Origin of the sequence: Neisseria subflava (assembly GCF_003044935.1) — a bacterium.
Taxonomy (GTDB): Bacteria; Pseudomonadota; Gammaproteobacteria; order Burkholderiales; family Neisseriaceae; genus Neisseria; species Neisseria subflava_E.
On record NZ_POXP01000003.1, the window covers coordinates 173,952 to 193,692 of the forward strand.

A 19,741-nucleotide genomic window follows, 5' to 3' on the forward strand; every position below is an offset into this window, starting at 1 on the left:
AAATGTTAATTTGGGTGTATCGTGAATCCATTGTATAGCAAATTTTTGTAAACTGCCAATGCTGCCGTCCGATACATTTCAAACCGGAAAACAGCCGTCCGTATCCGCCGCGTGGTCGCTGTCTGTAAAATGCCGTAAAATATTGCCCATCAAAACAGAGGCGAGAAACCCATGATTGAATTTCCCAACCAGCCCGATTTTCCTGAACAACACACCGCCGTCGCCGTCGGCACCGTCAACATGAGCCAGCAGGCGGTAAGGGTGTTGATAGAGAATGCCACCGAAAAGGCAAGTATCCTGACCATCGCCCGCGTTGCCGCCATTCAGAGCATCAAACAGACCGCCAACCTGATTCCGCTGCACCTGCCCGGCCGCATCATCGGCGTGCAGGTTGATTTCGATATTAACGTTGAGCTGGCCTGCCTGAAGGCCACATTGACCGTCCAAGCGAACAGCAACGGTAGCATTGCCACCGAAGCCCTGACCGGCCTAAATTTGGCACTCTTGAGCGTTTACGACATGATGAAAGACGTTGACCGCAATATGATGCTCAGCGGCATCCGCCTCGAATCCGAGACCAGCAGCGAAGGCCGTCCTTTCCTGTTTGACAACGCCTACGAAAATATTAATTTCTAAATCACTCAGGCCGTCTGAACATTGGGTTTCAGACGGCCTTATTGTTATGATGAACGATCAACAACTTTTGCGGTTCAGCCGCCATATCCTGCTTGATGAAATCGGTATCGAAGGCCAAGAAAAACTTTTGGCCGCCCATGCGCTCGTTGTCGGTTGCGGCGGGCTGGGTGCGGCGACCTTGCCGTATCTTGCCGCCGCCGGCATCGGCCGCCTGACGATTGCCGATGCCGATACCATTGACGAGACCAACCTTCAACGCCAAATCACATTTACCGAAGCCGACATCGGTAAAAACAAGGCTTTGGTGATGCAAGGCCGTCTGAAACAGATCAACAGCCAAACACACATTACAGCCATTGCCGAATTTCTCGATGAGGCCAGGCTGGTCGAATTGGCAAACGCAGCCGACATCATCCTCGATTGTTCCGACAATTATCCCACGCGGCAGGCGGTCAACCGCGCCGCCGTTGCCACGCGCACGCCTTTGGTTTCCGCCGCGGCCGTCGGCTTTGACGGACAAATCGCCGTGTACCGTCCCGATCTTCCCGATACGCCCTGCTATGCCTGCCTGTTTGATGGCGAACAAGCCAGCGACGGCGCTTGTGCATTGTTTGGCGTTTTTTCGCCATTGGTCGGCGTTATCGGAACGACCCAAGCCGCCGAAGCGCTTAAAGTGCTGATCGGTATCGGTACGCTGTCGCACGGCAAACTTTCTACCTACAATGCATTGAGCGGACAATGGCGGCAATACGGAGTGAGACGCAATCCCGACTGTCCGGTTTGCGGCGGCCGTTAAAGACAAAAAGCAGGGTAAGGGTTTCAATATTGCCTAAGCCAATCCGCTAGAGTAATCATACTTATCTTTTATTAAACTTGAAGGAAGGCGTTTCTTCCCTTTTCAGACGGCCTGTGGCACGATATGATTCAATGATTAATAAATTTTTTGAGGCCGTCTGAAAAAGGATAAGGAGAAACCGGCTTAATGAATATTATTCGTGCCTTATTGGTGGTATTGGGTTGCTTGGCTTTGGGCGAGGCGGCCGTTTGGATTTTGGGGTTGAAGCTGCCGGGCAGCATTGTCGGCATGGGTTTGCTGTTTGCCGCGCTTCAGGCCGGCTGGGTCAAATTGTCTTGGGTGGGAGAACTGGCAGATATTTTGATGGCAAACCTGACTTTATTTTTGGTGCCGCCTTGCGTGGCCGTCATCAGCTATTTAGATGTGATTGCAAACGACTGGTTTTCGATTTTGACGGCCACAATCGGCAGTACGATCTGCGTATTGTTGGTGACAGGTAAAGTGCATGAGTGGGTCAGGAGGTGGGTGTGATGAACATAGACGGGCTGTTGCGCATGCCCTCGGTCATGCTGTTCCTGACTTTGGCCGTATATGCTTTGGCGGTGCAGATTCGGGCGCGCACGGGGAATGTGCTGTGTAATCCGGTATTGATCAGTACGCTGGTGTTGATGGGGTATTTGAAGGTATTTTCCATTGATTACGAGCTGTACCATTCTGCTTCGCACTTTATTGATTTTTGGTTGAAACCGGCAGTTGTGTTGCTGGCGGTGCCGCTTTATCGAAATTGGGACCGTATCCGCAGCCAGTGGTTGCCGGTGGTGTTGTCTCAGTTGGCGGGCAGCGTAACAGGTATTGTTACAGGCGTGTATTTTGCCAAATGGCTGGGCGCTTCGCGCGAAGTGATTCTGTCGCTGGCTTCCAAATCCGTGACCAACCCGATTGCGATTGAAATCACGGCATCGGTCGGCGGTATTCCGGCGATTACAGCGGCAACGGTGATTATTGCCGGACTTTTTGGCCAGATGGCCGGATATAAAGTGTTGAAAGGGGCGTTGTATATGCCTTCTTCAGTGGGAATGTCTTTGGGTACGGCCTCACATGCGATGGGTATTGCGGCGTCTTTGGAATACGGCCGCCGTATGGCCGCATATGCCGGCCTGGGCTTGACGCTCAACGGCGTGTTGACGGCGATATTGGTTCCTATCTTGATTCCCTTATTGGGCGTATAGCGTTTAGGCCGTCTGAAAATAGTGTAAACAGGAGAAAATGATATGGCTGTAAATTTGACTGAAAAACGTGCAGACGAATTGTTGGAAATCGACGGCATCCGTCTGTTTACAGGTCGTGCCGGCATCAAGCAACAAGACCGCGACGATTTGACGCTGATGGTGTTGGGCGGCGGGCATACGGTGGGCGCGGTGTTTACGCAAAACCGTTTCTGCGCCGCGCCGGTGCATATCGCCAAGTCGCATCTGTTTGACCAAGACGGCGTGTGTGCCTTAGTCATCAATACGGGCAATGCCAATGCGGGTACCGGCGCGCAAGGTCGTCTGGACGCGGTTAAAGTGTGTGCGGCGGTGGCGGAACAGGTCGGCTGCCAATCCAATCAAATCATGCCGTTTTCAACCGGCGTGATTTTGGAACCCTTGCCTGTGGATAAAATCGTGGCCGCTTTGCCGCAAGTGCGCCCTGCATTTTGGTCGGACGCGGCGCGTGCCATCATGACGACGGATACTGTACCGAAAGCTGCTTCACGCAAAGGCTTGGTCGGCGAAAAGCACACAGTCCGCGCCACCGGCATCGCCAAAGGTTCGGGCATGATTCATCCGAATATGGCGACTATGTTGTCGTTTATCGCTACTGATGCCAAAGTGTCCCAACCGATTTTGCAGCTGATGACGCAAGAAATCGCAGACGAAAGTTTCAATACGATTACCGTGGACGGCGATACCAGTACCAATGACAGCTTCGTGATTATGGCGACAGGCCGTTGCGGTCAGAGCGAAATCGACAATACCGCCGATCCGCGCTATGCGCAGCTCAAAGCCTTGCTCGGTTCGCTGGCCTTGGAATTGGCGCAGGCTATTGTCCGTGATGGCGAGGGCGCAACCAAGTTCATCACGGTTGAAGTGCAAAATGCGAAAACTCGCGAAGAGGCGCGCAAAGTGGCTTATGCCGTCGCCCATTCGCCTTTGGTGAAAACTGCTTTCTTTGCCTCCGACCCGAACTTGGGCCGTCTGTTGGCAGCCGTCGGCTATGCCGGTATTGAAGACTTGGACGTCGATGCTTTGAAAATGTGGCTGGATGACGTGTTGGTGGCTGAAAACGGCGGCCGTGCGGAAAGCTATACCGAAGAAGCAGGACAAGCCGTGATGAATCGTCCGGAAATTACCGTCCGCATCGATTTGCAACGCGGCGATACGACGGCGGCCGTCTATACCTGCGATTTGTCGCACGAGTATGTGTCGATTAACGCGGATTACCGTTCTTAAAAACCTTTATCCTTGTTTTCAGACGGCCTTTGAGAAAAGTATCAAGGCCGTCTGAACACATTGACTGCGTGCCTATTATGAAATTTCCACAGACTTGGGCGGCGCGCCTCGCCCACAAAATCCGCCAAACCAAACGCCTGTCCAAAAAGAGCATTGCCTTTCTGTTTTTGCTGGCAGGTTCGGCACTGGTTGCCCTGACGGCTTTGATGTTTGCGTACTTGGCGGATTTGGCTTTGGAATGGAACGCTTTGTTAGTGGGAAAATATCCGTGGTTTGCGTGGGTGGCTTTGCCGCTGGGTTTGCCACTTTTGGCGTGGTTTACGCGCAAATTTGCGCCGTACACTTCCGGCAGCGGTATTCCGCAGGTTATAGCTTCTTTGTCTTTGCCGTATGGCGCGCAGAAAACCCGTTTGATTCGTCTGGGCGAAACCTTTTTTAAAATTCCGCTGACGTTTTTGGGCATGATTTTGGGGGCGTCGATCGGCAGGGAAGGGCCGTCTGTACAAGTGGGCGCGGCGGTCATGAACGCTTGGGGCGCGTGGTGTAAAAAGCACGGGCTGGCGTTTAGGGGCATGCAGGAAAACGATTTGATTGCCGCAGGCGCAGCAGGCGGTTTGGCGGCGGCGTTTAACGCGCCTTTGGCCGGCGTGGTGTTTGCCATCGAAGAATTGGGGCGCGGCGTGATTTTGCGTTGGGAACGCCAAATCCTGATGGGCGTGTTGGCAGCCGGTTTCATTCAAGTGGCGATACAGGGCAACAACCCGTATTTCTCAGGTTTTCAAGGACATGAGCTGCCAAACATGCTGATGTGGGCCGTGGTGTCGGGCATCGTCTGCGGCGTGGCAGGCGGATTGTTCGGCAGCTTTTTGTATCGCGGCGCGGCGGCATTCGCACCGGTACGCTGGCGCAGTTTCATCCGCCGTCATTTGTTGGTGGTCGCTTTTGCAATGGGTATCTTGCTGGCGCTGCTCGGTACGTTTTATCAAGGTAAAACCTATGGCACGGGCTATCACGAAGCCGCAGCCGCTCTTAAAGGTGCGTATGAAGCGCCGTTCGGCTTGGCCGCCGCAAAATGGGCGGCGACCGTGTTCAGCTACTGGGCAGGTATTCCCGGCGGTATTTTCACGCCATCGTTAACCATCGGTGCGATGATAGGCGAACACATGGCTTCTTTCGCGCAACTGGGCGACGCATCCAATGTCGCGGTTTTGCTCTGCATGGCCGCATTCCTTGCCGCCGCGACCCAATCGCCGTTGACCGCCGCCGTGGTGGTAATGGAAATGACGGGCGGACAGAATTTATTGTTTTGGATGTTGCTGACTTGCATCTTCGCTTCGCAAGTATCGCGCCAATTCTCGCCGCATCCGTTTTACCATGCCGCAGGTTTGCGCTTCAGACGGCATATCGAAGCCGAAAGCGGAAATGTTCAGCACGAGAAAAAAGAATAGGTTTGGTATATAAAAGGCCGTCTGAAAATCAGATTTCAGACGGCCTTTATTATGTCGTTTAAAGCTGTATTACGGTTTACTTAAACAGCAAAATCAGCAGCAAAACAACCGCAATCACACCCAGCCACAGGCTTTGGCGTTGCTGTACTTTGACCAGATGTACATAGGCATCACGCATTTCCTGTTGGCGGTTTTCATCAACCAGCGCGCTGATTTTACGCGGCAGGGAAGGAATGATTTGCGCCCAGTCGGGGGCTTCGTTTTTGAGGTTGCGCCAAAGGGCTTTGGGGCCGACCTGTTCGTTCATCCAACGCACCAAAAACGGTTTGGCGGTTTTCCACAAATCCAAATCGGGATCGAGTTGGCGGCCCAAACCTTCGATGTTGAGCAGCGTTTTTTGCAGCAATACAAGCTGCGGCTGGATTTCGACATTGAAGCGACGGCTGACTTCAAACAGGCGCATCAGTACCAAGCCGAAGGAAATTTGCGAAATCGGTTTGTTGAACACCGGTTCGCACACGGCGCGGACAGCCGCTTCCAATTCTTCCGCGCGCGTGTCGGCAGGCACCCAGCCCGATTCGATGTGGGCGGTAGCGACGCGGTGGTAATCGCGGTTGAAGAATGCGAGGAAGTTGATGGCGAGATAGCGTTTGTCGTAGTCGGTCAACGTGCCGACGATGCCGAAATCGAGGGCAATGTAGCGGTTGTCGGCGGCGACCAAAATATTGCCGGGGTGCATATCCGCATGGAAAAAGCCGTCGCGGAAAACTTGCGTGAAGAAGATTTCCACGCCGTAATCGGCAAGTTTGTGCAAATCAATGCCGTCGGCTTTGAGTTTGGCAATATCGGATACCGGAGTGCCGTCCATCCATTCGATGGTCAGCACGTCGCTGGTGCAGTAGTCGTAAAACACCTTCGGCACAATCAGCATATCGCTGTTTTGGAAATTGCGACCGAGCTGGCTGGCATTGGCGGCTTCGCGCATCAAGTCCAATTCGTCGTGCAGGTATTTGTCAAATTCGGCCACTACTTCGCGCGGCTTCAAACGCTTGCCGTCTGAAAACAAACGCTCCACCCAGCCTGCACCAAAGCGCATCAGCGACAAATCCTGTTCGATAACGGGCAAAAGGTTGGGGCGCAAGACTTTCACGGCGACCTGTTCGCCCGAATGCAGGCGGGCTTTGTGTACTTGGGCGATGGACGCGCTGGCGACAGGCTCTGTTTCAAATTCCGCGTATAAAGTGTCGATGGATTGTCCCAGTGATTTTTCGATTTGCGAGCGTGAAAGTTGCGCGTCAAACGGCGGCACTTTGTCTTGCAGCCTTGCCAGTTCGACCGCGTAATCGTGCGGAATCAAATCGGGACGCGTGGACAATACCTGCCCGAATTTGATGAAAATCGGCCCCAGGCTTTCCAACGCCAAACGCAGGCGCACGGCAGGCATTTCGTGTTTGAACTTGGACGACTGCGGCAGCATATTGAGGAAAGTCCGCGCCCAACCCGGACGGACCAGCGAGGCAATCAGCTCGGCAAGGCGGTAGCGGTAGAGCGTGCAGAGGATGGTTTTGATGCGTTTGAGGCGGTTCATGATGGACGCAGATAAATCGAAAAAACAGAATTATATAGGAAAAACGGGTAAGGGCTTCAGACGGCCTTGAGACTTTTGCAAAAACATTTGCCGCATGGCTAACAATTTTATAAAGGCTCAGGTTTTGCCGCCCCAATAAAAAGATGAATATTCACATCATAAATATTCGTCGGCTACTTGCCCAAACTGCCGATTCAAGACATAATCGGGGAATGTGCAGGAGAGTGTTACACCCAACTACAATGTAACCACCGAAGGCGCAGACACCCTTAAATCGCTCAGGTATCAGGGACTGCACATTGAAACAAACAATCTGGAGAGCGGCGTTGGAATAACGTCCACCGAAGGGGAGAAGGCCGTCTGAACCACCATTCAGACAACCGCGCAAAGCAGTGAGCAGACTGGTTTGCCATCATGCGGATACGGCCGAAAATCTCAGGTTCAAGGACAGATAGGGTCATCCGCGCACAAGTGCGCGGGCGGCATCTGAACAAAAAATCCGGAGAAACTTGAGAATGACTGCTCTGAAAACCACCCCATTTCATCAAGCCCATCAAGATGCAGGCGCGAAGCTGGTAGATTTTGCCGGCTGGGAGCTGCCCATCCATTATGGTTCGCAAATCGCCGAACACGAAGCCGTGCGCACCGACGCCGGTATGTTCGACGTATCACACATGCTCGTTACCGACGTAGCAGGCGCAAATGCCAAAGCCTTTTTCCGCAAATTGATTGCCAACGATGTCGCCAAACTCGCTTTTGTCGGCAAAGCCCTTTATTCCGCTTTGCTCAACGACAACGGCGGCGTGATTGACGACTTGATTGTTTACCGCACCAACGAAGCCGAAACCCAATACCGCATCGTGTCCAACGGCGCGACCCGCGAAAAAGACACGGCGCAATTCCACAAAGTTGGACAAGAGTTCGGCGTCGCCTTCAACCCGCGCTACGACCTCGGCATGCTTGCCGTACAAGGTCCTAAAGCCATCGAAAAACTCCTGACCGTCAAACCCGAATGGGCGGATGTCGTCCATAATCTCAAACCGTTCCAAGGCGCGGATTTGGGCAACGACTGGTTTGTTGCCCGCACCGGCTACACCGGTGAAGACGGCGTCGAAGTCATCCTGCCCGGCACCGAAGCCGTCGCATTCTTCAAAGCCCTGCAACAAGCCGGCGTACAGCCTTGCGGCCTCGGCGCACGCGACACCCTGCGCATGGAAGCCGGTATGAACCTCTACGGCAACGATATGGATGACAATACCAGCCCGCTCGAAGCAGGCATGGGTTGGACCGTTGACTTAAAAGACGAAAGCCGCGACTTCGTCGGTAAAGCCGCCTTGCTGGCATTGAAAGAAAAAGGCGTTACCGTGAAACAGGTCGGCCTGTTGCTCGAAAAAGGCGGCATCCTGCGCGCGCATATGGAAGTGTTGACCGACAAAGGCCAAGGCGAAACCACCAGCGGCGTATTCTCGCCAAGCCTGAAACAATCCATCGCCATCGCGCGCGTACCGAAAGATTTTGACGGCGATACCGCCAAAGTCCTGATTCGCGGCAAAGAAGTAGACGTACGCGTGCTGAAGCTGCCGTTCGTCCGCAACGGTCAAAAACAATTTGATTAATATCGGTTCAGACGGCCTTTATTTGAATTAAGGCCGTCTGAAAGCAGGTTTTAATTGTCGTCCGATACGGACATTTTTAGAAAGCATTGAACAAGGCATCTGTGGATATTGATTCATGCAGATGCCGTCTGAAAATAACCCCCTATCAATGGAGTATCAAACCATGAGCAACATCCCAGCAGAACTGAAATACGTTGCCAGCCACGAATGGCTGCGCCTTGAAGAAGACGGTACCATCACCGTCGGCATTACCCATCACGCGCAAGAGCTGTTGGGCGACATCGTGTTTGTCGAGCTACCTGAAGTCGGTGCAAACCTGGCTGCCGAAGAGCAAGCCGGTGTGGTTGAGTCTGTAAAAGCCGCATCTGACGTATACGCTCCGATTGCAGGCGAAATCGTTGCCGTCAACGAAGATTTGCCAAGAGCTCCGGAAACTGCCAATAGCGATCCTTACGGCGCAGGCTGGTTCTTCAAAATCAAACCTACCAACCCTGCCGATTACGACGGTCTGCTGACTGCCGAACAATACGCAGGCGAAGTAGCTTGATTTTTGCAAACATCCAAACAGGTTTTGCGCCTGTTTGATATTGCAGGTCTTAGGTCGTCTGAAAAATGCTTTCAGACGGCCTTTGTTTCAATTTTTCCTCAGCAAACATGAATTACTGCGAATTTGTCGCCACGCTTCCCGACGATACGGACAACCCCAACAAACATTATCACGACACGCAATACGGTTTTCCGATTGAGGACGACAATGAATTGTTTGAGCGGCTGGTGTTGGAAATCAATCAGGCAGGATTGAGCTGGACGCTGATGCTGAAGAAGCAACGGGCATTTCAGACGGCATTTAAAGGTTTCGACATCGATACGGTCGCCGCATTTGACGAAGCCGAAATTGAGCGGTTGCTTGCCGATGCAGGCATCGTCCGCAACCGCCTGAAAATCAACGCAGCCATCTATAACGCGCGACAAATCAAACAAATACAGCAAGAATACGGCTCATTCAAAAACTGGCTGGATGCGAACCATCCGCTCGACAAGGCTGAATGGGTGAAGCTGTTTAAAAAACATTTCAAATTTGTCGGCGGCGAAATCGTCGGCGAATTTCTGATGAGTACAGGCTACCTGCCCGGCGCGCATGTGGAAACCTGTCCGGTTTATAGGGAAATATTGGCATGTCGTCCAAAATGGGCGGAGGCCGTCTGAAACAACATCTGCAAGAAAAAACAGTGTTGATATCGATAACACCGAAGGAGTAGAAATGAAACTATCTGAATTGTTCAACCCGAACGAATTTGCCGCGCGCCATTTGAGCTTTGGCGACGAGGCTGCGCTTTTGGAAGCGCTCGGCGAGAAGAGCATGGACGATTTTGTCGGCAATACCGTGCCGCAAAGCATCCGTATGCCGTCCGAACTCGATTTGCCCGAGGCTTTGACCGAGGCGGACGCGTTGGCGAAATTGAAAGGCATTGCGTCGAAAAACGTGATCAACAAGTCCTATATCGGTTTGGGCTATTACCCGACCCGCGTGCCGAATGTGATTTTGCGCAACGTGTTGGAAAATCCAGGCTGGTATACCGCCTACACCCCATATCAGGCGGAAATCGCGCAGGGTCGTTTGGAAGCGTTGTTAAACTTCCAACAAGTGTGTATCGATTTGACCGGTTTCCCTGTGGCAGGCGCGTCTTTGTTGGACGAGGCAACTGCCGCGGCCGAAGCGATGGCGATGGCGCACCGCGTGGGCAAAGTGAAATCCGAGCGTTTCTTTGTGGATGCGCGCGTGTATCCGCAAACTTTGGACGTGATGAAAACCCGCGCCAAATATTTCGGCTTTGAACTGGTGGTCGGTGATTTTGCCCAAGCCGACGATGGCGAATACTTCGGCGCGCTGTTCCAATACGTCGGTAAAGACGGCGACGTGCAAGACTTGCAGGACGTTATCGGCCGTCTGAAAGCAAAAGGCACGATCGTGGCCGTTGCCGCTGATATCATGAGCTTGGTTTTGCTGAAATCTCCTGCCGAGTTGGGTGCGGATATTGCCTTGGGCAATACCCAACGCTTCGGTGTGCCGATGGGCTTCGGTGGTCCGCACGCTGCTTATTTCGCGTTTAAAGACGAGTTCAAACGTTCCGCTCCTGGCCGCATTATCGGCGTATCCAAAGATGCATCGGGCAAACCTGCCTTGCGCATGGCGTTGTCTACCCGCGAGCAACACATCCGCCGCGAAAAAGCGACATCCAATATTTGTACGGCACAAGCATTGCTGGCGAACTTGGCCGGTATGTATGCCGTTTACCACGGTCCTGAAGGCGTGAAACGCATTGCCAAACGTATCCATGCGCTGGCTTCTACCTTTGCCAATGTGCTGGTTTCAGACGGCCTGAATGTGGTTCACAAGGTCTTCTTCGATACCGTTACCGTCGATTTCGGCAGCAAAGAGAAAGCAGACCAAGTGTTTGCCGCTGCTTTGGAATCGGGTTACAACCTGCGCCGCGTTAACGATACTCAAGTTGCGGCTGCATTCCATGAAACGTCGGCATACGAAGATTTGGTCGATTTGTACCGCGCGTTTACCGGCAAAGATACGTTCACATTTGCCGATGACGTCAAAGGCCGTCTGAATGCAGAATTGCTGCGTCAGGACGACATTCTGCAACATCCTGTGTTCAACAGTTACCACACCGAACACGAAATGCTGCGCTACCTGAAAAAACTCGAAGACCGCGATTTGGCAATGAACCGCAGCATGATTTCATTGGGCAGCTGCACCATGAAACTCAACGCGACTGCGGAAATGTTGCCGATTACTTGGGCAGAGTTCACTGACATCCACCCTTACGCTCCCGAAGACCAAGCCGCAGGCTACCGCGCGCTTTTGACCGACATGGAAAACAGCCTGAAAGCCATCACCGGCTTTGACGCGATTTCTTTCCAGCCCAACTCCGGCGCGCAGGGCGAATACAGCGGCATGCTCTCCATCCGCCGCTATCAAGAAGCCAACGGCGAGGGACACCGCAACATCTGCCTGATTCCCAAATCCGCCCACGGCACCAACCCTGCGACTGCCGCTATGCTGGGTTTGAAAGTCGTCGTTGTCGATACCGACGAACACGGCAACGTCAACATCGACGATTTGAAAGCCAAAGCCGAGCAATACCGCGACGCTTTGTCCGCCATCATGATTACTTACCCGTCCACCCATGGCGTGTACGAAGAAGGCATCCGCGACATCTGCCGCATCATCCATGAAAACGGCGGACAGGTTTACATGGACGGCGCCAACCTCAACGCCCAAATCGGCATCATGCAGCCTGCCGAAGTCGGCGCGGACGTGTTGCACATGAACCTGCACAAAACCTTCTGTATCCCTCACGGCGGCGGCGGTCCGGGCGTCGGCCCTATCGGTTTGAAAGCCCACCTTGCCCCGTTTGCACCGGGACACGCTTTGACCGACACCCACAGCGCCAGTGCCGACCAAACCGCCATTGCTGCTGCGGCCTTCGGTTCTGCGTCCATCCTGCCGATTACTTGGATGTACCTGACCATGATGGGCAAACAAGGCATGGAACAGGCAACACGCTGGGCATTGCTCAACGCCAACTACGTTGCCAAACGTCTGAGCGAAGACTATCCGATTCTGTATACAGGCAAAAACGGCCGCGTTGCGCACGAATGTATCGTCGATTTGCGTCCGCTTAAAGCCGAAAGCGGCATCACCGAAACCGACATCGCCAAACGCCTGATGGACTACGGTTTCCACGCACCAACGGTTTCTTTCCCTGTTGCCGGCACGCTGATGATCGAGCCGACCGAGAGCGAGAGCAAAGCCGAACTCGACCGCTTCATCGCCGCCCTGAAACAAATCAAACAGGAAGTGCTGAAAGTCGAGTGCGGCGAATGGCCGAAAGAGGATAATCCGCTGGTGAATGCTCCGCATACCGCAGCAGATGTAACCGGTGAATGGGCGCATCCGTACTCCCGCGAAGAAGCTGTCTTCCCATTGCCGTTCGTCCGCGAACACAAATTCTGGCCGAGCGTCAAACGGGTAGATGAAGTGTATGGCGACCGCAATCTGGTTTGCTCCTGCTTGCCGATTGACGCATACGAAGATTAAGCCTGAATAGGTTTAAAATTGAACAGGCCGTCTGAAAATGAAAATAGTTTTCAGACGGCCTTTTGTTTGTTAAGATATTTCGCCCGAGAACATACATTTGTTTTTGGTAAAACAACAGATAAGGCATTCGGAAAAATAGACGGCGAATGCCTTTGTTTGCGGATAAAACCAAACGGCTTCCCATTAACGATAAGCAAAAGGCCGTCTGAAAAACAGGAGGATATGATGGACGAACTTTTTATTCAAACGCTGACGATTGCCGGCTCAGATTCCGGCGGCGGCGCGGGCATACAGGCGGATTTAAAGACATTTCAAATGCGCGGTGTGTTCGGCACCAGCGTACTGACAGCGGTTACCGCACAAAATACTTTGGGCATATCAGCAGTGCATCCGATACCGACCGACATGATTGCCGCGCAAATTGCCGCAATTCAGGAGGATTTCCAAATCCGCGCCTATAAAATCGGCATGCTGGGTACGGCGGAAATCATCGAATGCGTGGCGGAACAAACCGCCGAATGCGACTTCGGCAAACGCGTGTTGGATCCGGTCATGATTGCCAAAGGCGGCGCACCGTTGTTGGAAAATTCAGCCGTCGAAGCCATGAAACGCCTGCTGCTGCCGCATACGGACGTATTGACCCCCAATCTGCCCGAAGCGCAGGCATTGACGGGTATCAATATTGAAAACCGCCAAGATGCGGAACGCGCCGCCAAAATTCTTCAGGATTGGGGCGTGAAAAATGTGGTAATTAAGGGCGGCCATCTTGCCGACAGCCAAAGCGAATATTGCACTGACTGGCTGTTTACGCCATATGAAATCATTGAGCTGAACAGCAAACGTTTCCCAACGCCGCATACGCATGGTACGGGCTGCACATTTTCTGCCTGCATCACAGCCGAGTTGGCAAAAGGGTTTAGCGTATCCGAGGCGGTTCAAACGGCAAAAAACTATATTGCTGCCGCCATTTCCCATCCTTTGGGTATCGGGGCAGGGCACGGGCCGGTCAACCATTGGGCGTATCGGGACGAATAATGCGTTCAGACCAATTGTAATTGATTGTATTTTTCAGACGGCCTGACTAGGTTTATCACTTGAAATTGTTTACAATATCGGATTAATGCTTTTACGGATAAAAAAGACACCATGCAAGTTACCTCAAAATGGATAGACGGAATGTGCTTCGTCGGTACAACGGCAAACGGACACAGCGTTGTGATGGAAGGCGCGGCGGCTGAAGGCGAAGTCAAACGCGGCCCCAGCCCGATGGAAATGCTGTTGTTGGGTGTAGCAGGCTGCTCCAGCATCGATGTAGTGATGATTGCCGAGAAACAACGCCAAAAGATCACCGACTGCCGTGCCGAAGTGACTGCCAAACGCGCCGACACCGCGCCGCGCGTGTTTACCGAAATCCATATCCATTTCAAAGTGTATGGTCGAGATTTGCAAGAAAGCGCGATTGAGCGCGCCGTACAGATGTCTGCCGAAAAATATTGCTCCGCATCGATTATGCTGGGCAAAGCGGCAAAAATGAGCCACAGCTTCGAGATCGTCGAAACAGAATAGGGCGATTTCAGGGTGGGAGTGTCGGAGCGTGAACCGGCTACCCACAAAAAAAGCAGATATATTCACGCATTAACATGAATATATCTGCTTGCTTTTTATTCCTTTTTCTCTCTCTCTATCAGCCTTTATAACTTGGCTTGTTGACCTCATTGTGCAAGTTTCGTTTAACATTGTCAACAATTTTTAATTATATTTTAAACACCCCCGAAAGCTGCAGGTTTGTAAACGCTTGTGCCTTAATACGGATACTGGGGAAACATTATGGATTACGAAAATAATACCAACGTTGCGCCTGCAACTTCATCGCTTATTTTGGAAGAGCGTCACGATTCGGAACTCTTCCGCGTGTACGCATTGATTTTGGACGGCATTACCGACCATCTGCTGCTGCCGGGCAAAAAACTGACCGAGTCCGAGCTTTGCCGACAAATGGTTTGCTCGCGCAATACCGTGCGTGGCGCATTATCGCTTTTGGCGCACGATAAAATCGTCGATTTGCAGCCCAATCGCGGCGCATTTGTCCATGTGCCGGACTTGAAAGAAATGAAAGACGTGTTCAACACGCGTATCGAAATGGAAAGCATGATTTTGAGCGTCCTTATCGATATGCCTGATTTGGAAACGCGTCTGAAACCGCTTTACGCCATGATTGAGCAAGAGGGTGCAGCCTCCGAAAGCGGCGACCGCGTGGGTTGGAACCGCCTGTCCAATGCCTTCCATGTCGAATTGGCGCGGCTGCTGGACAACGATGTCCTGTTTGAAATTATGAATACCTTGTGCGCGCGCTCTTCATTGATTGTGGCCGTTTCCGATCCGCTTCGCAAAGAAAAGCGCAACATCGATTCCAATTCGCACCATGAACACCGAGAAATCCTCGATTTGTTGCTGGCAGGCAAGCGCAACCGTGTGACCAAAGTCATGCGCCGTCACTTGGGCGCGTGTATGGAACGCTTGGAACAGAAACTTGAGATGTAATCGGTTTGATAATAAAAAGGCCGTCTGAAATATTCAGACGGCCATTGGTTTATCCCTACAAAACGAAACGCCATGAAACCCAAAATCCAAAGACACGAACATATCCTCAGCCTTGTCCGCGAACATAACTTTATGACGGTAGAAGAATTGGCGGCAAATTTGGATGTTACGCCGCAAACCATACGCCGCGATGTGCAGGAGTTGAGCGAGACCGGACAGCTCAAACGCTATCACGGCGGCGCATCTTTGGGCGACGTTTCAGTCGTAACGGCAGGGCAGGAGCGGCGCAACCATCAGCAGCAGGAAAAAAACGCCATTGCCCGTCTGATTGCTTCCACCATTCCCGACAATGCCTCGCTTTTTATCAGCATCGGCACCACCATGGAAGCCGTCGCTGCCGAGTTGGTCAGACAGCGTAAAAACCTGCGGATTATCACCAACAACATCTACGCCGCCTCAATTACCGCAGCGCGTACCGACTACACGGTCATCATCGCTTCCGGCGTGGTCCGCCCCTTGGACGGCGGTATTACCGGCGTGGCGACCGTCGATTTCATCAACCAATTCAAAGTCGACTATGCCATCATGAGTACCCACGGCATAGAAAACGACGGCTCGCTTTTGGATGACGATTACAAGGAAGTCAGCGTCATGCAGGCGATGGTGAACAATGCACGCGTGCGCTATCTTGGTGTCGATCACAGCAAATTCAACAGTAATGCCTTGGTCAGACTGGGCGATATCGGCGCATTCGATAAGTTGTTTACCGACCGCACACCATCCGCCGCCATGCAGAAAACCCTAAATGAACGCGGAGTGGCGTGGCAGGTTGCCGACCCTGTATCAAAGTAGCCAAGTCGGGTACAATTAAGCCATCATTCCATTCCTTTCAGACGGCCTGATTGAATGCCCAAGCCGTCTGAAAACAGAAAATCATCTTTCCATCAAAGAAATATTATGTTGAATAAAGACCAATTCGCGGACAACCACTTTATCCGCACCATTATCGATGAAGATCTCAAAAGCGGTAAACATACAGCCATCCAAACCCGTTTTCCGCCCGAGCCGAACGGCTACCTGCACATCGGCCACGCCAAATCCATCTGCCTGAACTTCGGTTTGGCTTATATTTACGACGGCTTGTGCAACCTGCGTTTTGATGACACCAACCCCGAAAAAGAAAACGACGAATACGTCAACGCCATCAAAGAAGACGTCGAGTGGCTCGGTTTTCATTGGGCGGGCGAGCCTCGTTTCGCTTCCAACTATTTCGACCAGCTGTATGACTACGCCGTCGGTTTAATCAAAGACGGCAAGGCATATGTCGATGATTTGACGCCCGAAGAAATGCGCGAATACCGCGGCACGCTGACTGAAGCGGGCAAAAACAGCCCTTATCGCGACCGCAGCGTCGAAGAAAACCTCGACCTATTCACGCGCATGAAAAACGGCGAATTCCCCGACGGCAGCAAAACCCTGCGCCTGAAAATCGACATGGCATCAGGCAACATCAATATGCGCGATCCGGTCATCTACCGCATCCGCCGCGCCCATCACCACAACACCGGCGACAAATGGTGCATCTACCCGATGTACGACTACACACATTGCATTTCCGATGCCATCGAAGGCATCACGCATTCCTTGTGTACGCTCGAATTTGAAGCACACCGTCCGTTGTACGACTGGGTGTTGGACAACATTCCCGCGCCGCATGCCACACGTCCGCGCCAATATGAGTTTTCCCGTTTGGAGCTTTTGTATTCCATCACATCCAAACGCAAGCTGAACCAACTGGTTTCAGACGGACACGTTACCGGCTGGGACGACCCGCGTATGCCCACCATTTCCGGTATGCGCCGCCGCGGCTACACGCCCGAAGGCCTGCGCTTGTTTGCCAAACGCGCCGGTATTTCCAAATCTGAAAACGTGGTCGATATGAGCGTGTTGGAAGGCGCGATTCGCGAAGAGCTGGAAAACTCCGCACCGCGCCTGATGGCGGTTTTGAACCCGCTCAAAGTTACCCTGACCAACTTTGAAGCCGGTAAAACCCAAAGCCGCCGTGCCGCGTTCCATCCGAACCACGAAGAAATGGGCAATCGCGAAGTACCTGTTTCACAAACCATCTACATCGAAGCCGACGACTTTGCCGAAAATCCGCCCAAAGGCTTCAAACGCCTGATTCCCGGCGGCGAAGTGCGTTTGCGCCACGGCTATGTCATCAAGTGCGACGAAGTAGTAAAAGACGAGGCAGGCAATGTGGTTGAACTCAAATGCAGCATCGACCACGATACCTTGGGCAAAAATCCCGAAGGCCGCAAAGTCAAAGGCGTGATTCACTGGGTTTCCGCCGAACACGCAGCAGAAATCAAAGTCCGCCTCTACGACCGCCTCTTTACCGTCGAGCGTCCCGATGCCGTGCGCGGCGAAGACGGCGAATACCTGCCGTTTACCGATTTCCTCAACCCTGAATCCATCAAGGAAATCACCGCCTACGCCGAGCCTGTCGCAAAAGATTTGCCGGCGGAGAGCCGTTGGCAGTTCGAGCGTATCGGCTATTTTGTTACCGACCGCAAAGACCACAGCAAAGACACGCCGGTGTTTAACCGCACTGTGACACTGAAAGATTCTTGGCAGGCAAAATAATTGGTAAGAAGGCAGTCAGTATGCACTGGCTGCCTTTATTGTGTTTAAATTTTTGATTTTATAATAGGAATTTTATGGAAAACCAAATACCCACTTCACAGGAAGTTCGATATCACGAACCCAAACGCCTTCCTGCTTCTGCAGGCATCAAGTGGATTACCGACGCTTTCGGTATTTTCAAACTTCATCCGTGGAAATGGATGGGCGTATTATTGGCTTATATGATCGTAGGCTTTGTGGTTTCTATTATTGACTTACTAGGAATTAATGCGCTTTCTAGTTTAAAAGGTATTGTATTCAGCTGGGTGGGTTCATGCTTAGTAGGCGGAGCTATGTATGTTGCTAACAATATCAATAATGGAAAAGCATTTGATGTGAAAGATTTTTTTATTGTTTTTTTAGATAAAAAAATGAGTTTTTTCATTTTATTGTTACTTCAGGTGCTGTTCAGTATAGCTGTTAGTTTGCTTATCATTCCGCTATATTTTGCAGGTCATTGGGCAATGATGATAGGTGTTGTATTGATTGTTATTGTCCTTTTGTCTATATTTTTATTAACCCCCGCTTTGATTGTTTTAGATGGTCTGAAGCCATGGGAGGCTATTAAAGCTAATGTTAAAGCGGCTATGTGTAATATTCCTGCAATATTAGTTTATGTTGTAGGTGTGGCTCTCTATTCTTTTATGTGGGGCGTATTAGGCAGCATGTTAGGCCAGTGGATTATCATGATCATACTTTTACTATTCCTACCTGTCAGCGCAGTTTTACTGCTGGCTCCTTATATTGCTTACCGCAGTATTTACCCTAATGGTCGTATTGTAAAATCCTAAGTGGATAAAGGCCGTCTGAAACATTTTCAGACGGCCTTTGTCGATAAAAGGAATGAGATGGAACGTTATTCTGTACATTTGAAACTGCTGGGGATGGCGGTGCTGTGGGGCGCGTCTTGGCCGATGGGGCGGATGCTGGGGCAGTTGCTGCCACCGCTGACGGGCGGGGCGGTTCGGTTTGTACTGGCTTCGGTTTTGTTGTTGGGCTGGTTGTTTGCGCGCAGCAGGTTTGCAACTTTGGCAGCTTTGTCGGCGCGGCAATGGCTGGGTTTGACGGCGGCTGCTTCCGTCGGCGTGTGCGGCTATGCGGTGTTTTTTATGCTGGGTTTGCAGACTATGCCGGCAGGTAAGGCGGCGGTGGTCGTGGCAGTGAACCCCGTGCTGACGCTGCTGTTGGCAACTTGGTTTTTCGGCGAGCGTTTAAATGCGAAGATTTTGGCGGGTATGCTGCTGGCGGTCGGCGGTGCCATTATGGTGGTAACGCAAGGGCAGCCGTTGACAGTGTTATCGGGCGGCATCAAGGCAGGAGAGTGGCTGATTTTCGGTTGCGTGGTTTGTTGGGCGGCTTATACTTTAATTGGTCGCGCGGTTTTGCGCGGGATAGACGCGCTGACGGTAACGATGGCAACTTCGTTCATCGGCGCTCTGATGTTGTCGGTGGTGGCGTTGTGGATGGACGGAATGCCGTTTGAGGCGATAGCGGCAATGGATGGGCGAGGTTGGACAGCCTTGGCGTGGCTGGTCATCGGTGCGACGGTATTGGCCTATGCGTGGTATTTTGAAGGCGTGAAGACTTTGGGTGCAGGCAGCGCGGCAGCGTATATTACGCTTGTGCCGATTTTCGGTGTGCTGTCTTCGGCGTGGTTTTTGGGCGAACCGCTGCATATTTCGCTGGTTGCGGGTTGCGCGGCGGCGGTCGGCGGCATGACGCTGATGCGGTACGGACAGAGGGCTGTCTGAAGTTGGGTAAATACTCGGATTTTTGGCGATAGGGTTGCGATTGCCAAGCTGTTGCCGGCCATAATCTTATTGCA

At 52.2% G+C, this 19,741-nt stretch carries 18 protein-coding genes and 1 riboswitch; of the genes, 17 read left to right on the top strand and 1 reads right to left on the bottom strand.

From position 1 onward, the window contains the following. Window positions 1–171: 171 nt before the first annotated feature. From DBY95_RS08775 to DBY95_RS08800, 6 genes are all read left to right on the top strand, one after another. Window positions 172–636, top strand: a complete 465-nt coding sequence (locus DBY95_RS08775) for a cyclic pyranopterin monophosphate synthase MoaC (protein ID WP_107724071.1) — start codon at window positions 172–174, stop codon at window positions 634–636. A 49-nt stretch (window positions 637–685) separates the two neighbouring features. After that, on the top strand, window positions 686–1,432 hold the full coding sequence (locus DBY95_RS08780) for a HesA/MoeB/ThiF family protein (protein WP_199903881.1): 747 nt from the start codon (window positions 686–688) through the stop codon (window positions 1,430–1,432). Window positions 1,433–1,618: 186 nt separating this feature from the next. Beyond that, window positions 1,619–1,963, top strand: a complete 345-nt coding sequence (locus DBY95_RS08785) for a CidA/LrgA family protein (RefSeq protein WP_107724073.1) — start codon at window positions 1,619–1,621, stop codon at window positions 1,961–1,963. Continuing rightward, window positions 1,963–2,661 carry an LrgB family protein gene (locus DBY95_RS08790; RefSeq protein ID WP_371459879.1) on the top strand — a complete coding sequence of 233 codons (699 nt, stop codon included), beginning with the start codon at window positions 1,963–1,965 and terminating at the stop codon, window positions 2,659–2,661. The genes DBY95_RS08785 and DBY95_RS08790 overlap by 1 nt, the downstream gene beginning before the upstream one ends. A gap of 42 nt (window positions 2,662–2,703) precedes the next feature. Continuing rightward, on the top strand, window positions 2,704–3,924 hold the full coding sequence (gene argJ, locus DBY95_RS08795) for a bifunctional glutamate N-acetyltransferase/amino-acid acetyltransferase ArgJ (RefSeq protein ID WP_107724074.1): 1,221 nt from the start codon (window positions 2,704–2,706) through the stop codon (window positions 3,922–3,924). 77 nt (window positions 3,925–4,001) lie between these two features. Continuing rightward, a complete protein-coding gene (locus DBY95_RS08800; RefSeq protein WP_107724075.1) occupies window positions 4,002–5,372 on the top strand; it encodes a chloride channel protein in 1,371 nt (456 codons plus the stop codon). A gap of 76 nt (window positions 5,373–5,448) precedes the next feature. On the opposite strand, the gene ubiB is transcribed toward DBY95_RS08800, so the two are convergent. Then, window positions 5,449–6,960, bottom strand: a complete 1,512-nt coding sequence (ubiB, locus tag DBY95_RS08805; protein ID WP_070649421.1) for a ubiquinone biosynthesis regulatory protein kinase UbiB — start codon at window positions 6,958–6,960, stop codon at window positions 5,449–5,451. Between the two features lie 207 nt (window positions 6,961–7,167). After that, a riboswitch (glycine riboswitch) is annotated at window positions 7,168–7,265 on the top strand. A 210-nt stretch (window positions 7,266–7,475) separates the two neighbouring features. On the opposite strand from ubiB, the gene gcvT reads away from it, so the two are divergent. From gcvT to DBY95_RS08865, 11 genes are all read left to right on the top strand, one after another. Then, window positions 7,476–8,576: a glycine cleavage system aminomethyltransferase GcvT gene (gene gcvT, locus DBY95_RS08815; protein WP_107724076.1), complete on the top strand. Its 1,101-nt coding sequence runs from the start codon at window positions 7,476–7,478 to the stop codon at window positions 8,574–8,576. 148 nt (window positions 8,577–8,724) lie between these two features. Continuing rightward, window positions 8,725–9,123 (top strand): glycine cleavage system protein GcvH, encoded by a 399-nt coding sequence (gcvH, locus tag DBY95_RS08820; protein ID WP_159068474.1) that lies wholly within the window; start codon window positions 8,725–8,727, stop codon window positions 9,121–9,123. 107 nt (window positions 9,124–9,230) lie between these two features. Further along, window positions 9,231–9,782 carry a DNA-3-methyladenine glycosylase I gene (locus DBY95_RS08825; RefSeq protein ID WP_070713533.1) on the top strand — a complete coding sequence of 184 codons (552 nt, stop codon included), beginning with the start codon at window positions 9,231–9,233 and terminating at the stop codon, window positions 9,780–9,782. A 55-nt stretch (window positions 9,783–9,837) separates the two neighbouring features. After that, entirely contained in the window at window positions 9,838–12,690 is a 2,853-nt protein-coding gene (gcvP, locus tag DBY95_RS08830; RefSeq protein ID WP_107724077.1) for an aminomethyl-transferring glycine dehydrogenase, read from the top strand. Window positions 12,691–12,915: 225 nt separating this feature from the next. Next, a complete protein-coding gene (gene thiD / locus DBY95_RS08835) occupies window positions 12,916–13,725 on the top strand; it encodes a bifunctional hydroxymethylpyrimidine kinase/phosphomethylpyrimidine kinase (RefSeq protein ID WP_107724078.1) in 810 nt (269 codons plus the stop codon). Window positions 13,726–13,836: 111 nt separating this feature from the next. Continuing rightward, window positions 13,837–14,256 carry an OsmC family protein gene (locus DBY95_RS08840; RefSeq protein WP_003679886.1) on the top strand — a complete coding sequence of 140 codons (420 nt, stop codon included), beginning with the start codon at window positions 13,837–13,839 and terminating at the stop codon, window positions 14,254–14,256. Window positions 14,257–14,517: 261 nt separating this feature from the next. Beyond that, window positions 14,518–15,231 carry a GntR family transcriptional regulator gene (locus DBY95_RS08845; protein ID WP_070587508.1) on the top strand — a complete coding sequence of 238 codons (714 nt, stop codon included), beginning with the start codon at window positions 14,518–14,520 and terminating at the stop codon, window positions 15,229–15,231. Window positions 15,232–15,303: 72 nt separating this feature from the next. Continuing rightward, on the top strand, window positions 15,304–16,083 hold the full coding sequence (locus tag DBY95_RS08850) for a DeoR/GlpR family DNA-binding transcription regulator (protein ID WP_049332174.1): 780 nt from the start codon (window positions 15,304–15,306) through the stop codon (window positions 16,081–16,083). 105 nt (window positions 16,084–16,188) lie between these two features. Then, on the top strand, window positions 16,189–17,877 hold the full coding sequence (locus DBY95_RS08855; RefSeq protein WP_107724079.1) for a glutamine--tRNA ligase/YqeY domain fusion protein: 1,689 nt from the start codon (window positions 16,189–16,191) through the stop codon (window positions 17,875–17,877). Window positions 17,878–17,951: 74 nt separating this feature from the next. After that, window positions 17,952–18,707: a BPSS1780 family membrane protein gene (locus DBY95_RS08860; RefSeq protein ID WP_070460349.1), complete on the top strand. Its 756-nt coding sequence runs from the start codon at window positions 17,952–17,954 to the stop codon at window positions 18,705–18,707. 57 nt (window positions 18,708–18,764) lie between these two features. Then, window positions 18,765–19,667, top strand: a complete 903-nt coding sequence (locus DBY95_RS08865; RefSeq protein WP_107724080.1) for a DMT family transporter — start codon at window positions 18,765–18,767, stop codon at window positions 19,665–19,667. Window positions 19,668–19,741: the final 74 nt, after the last annotated feature.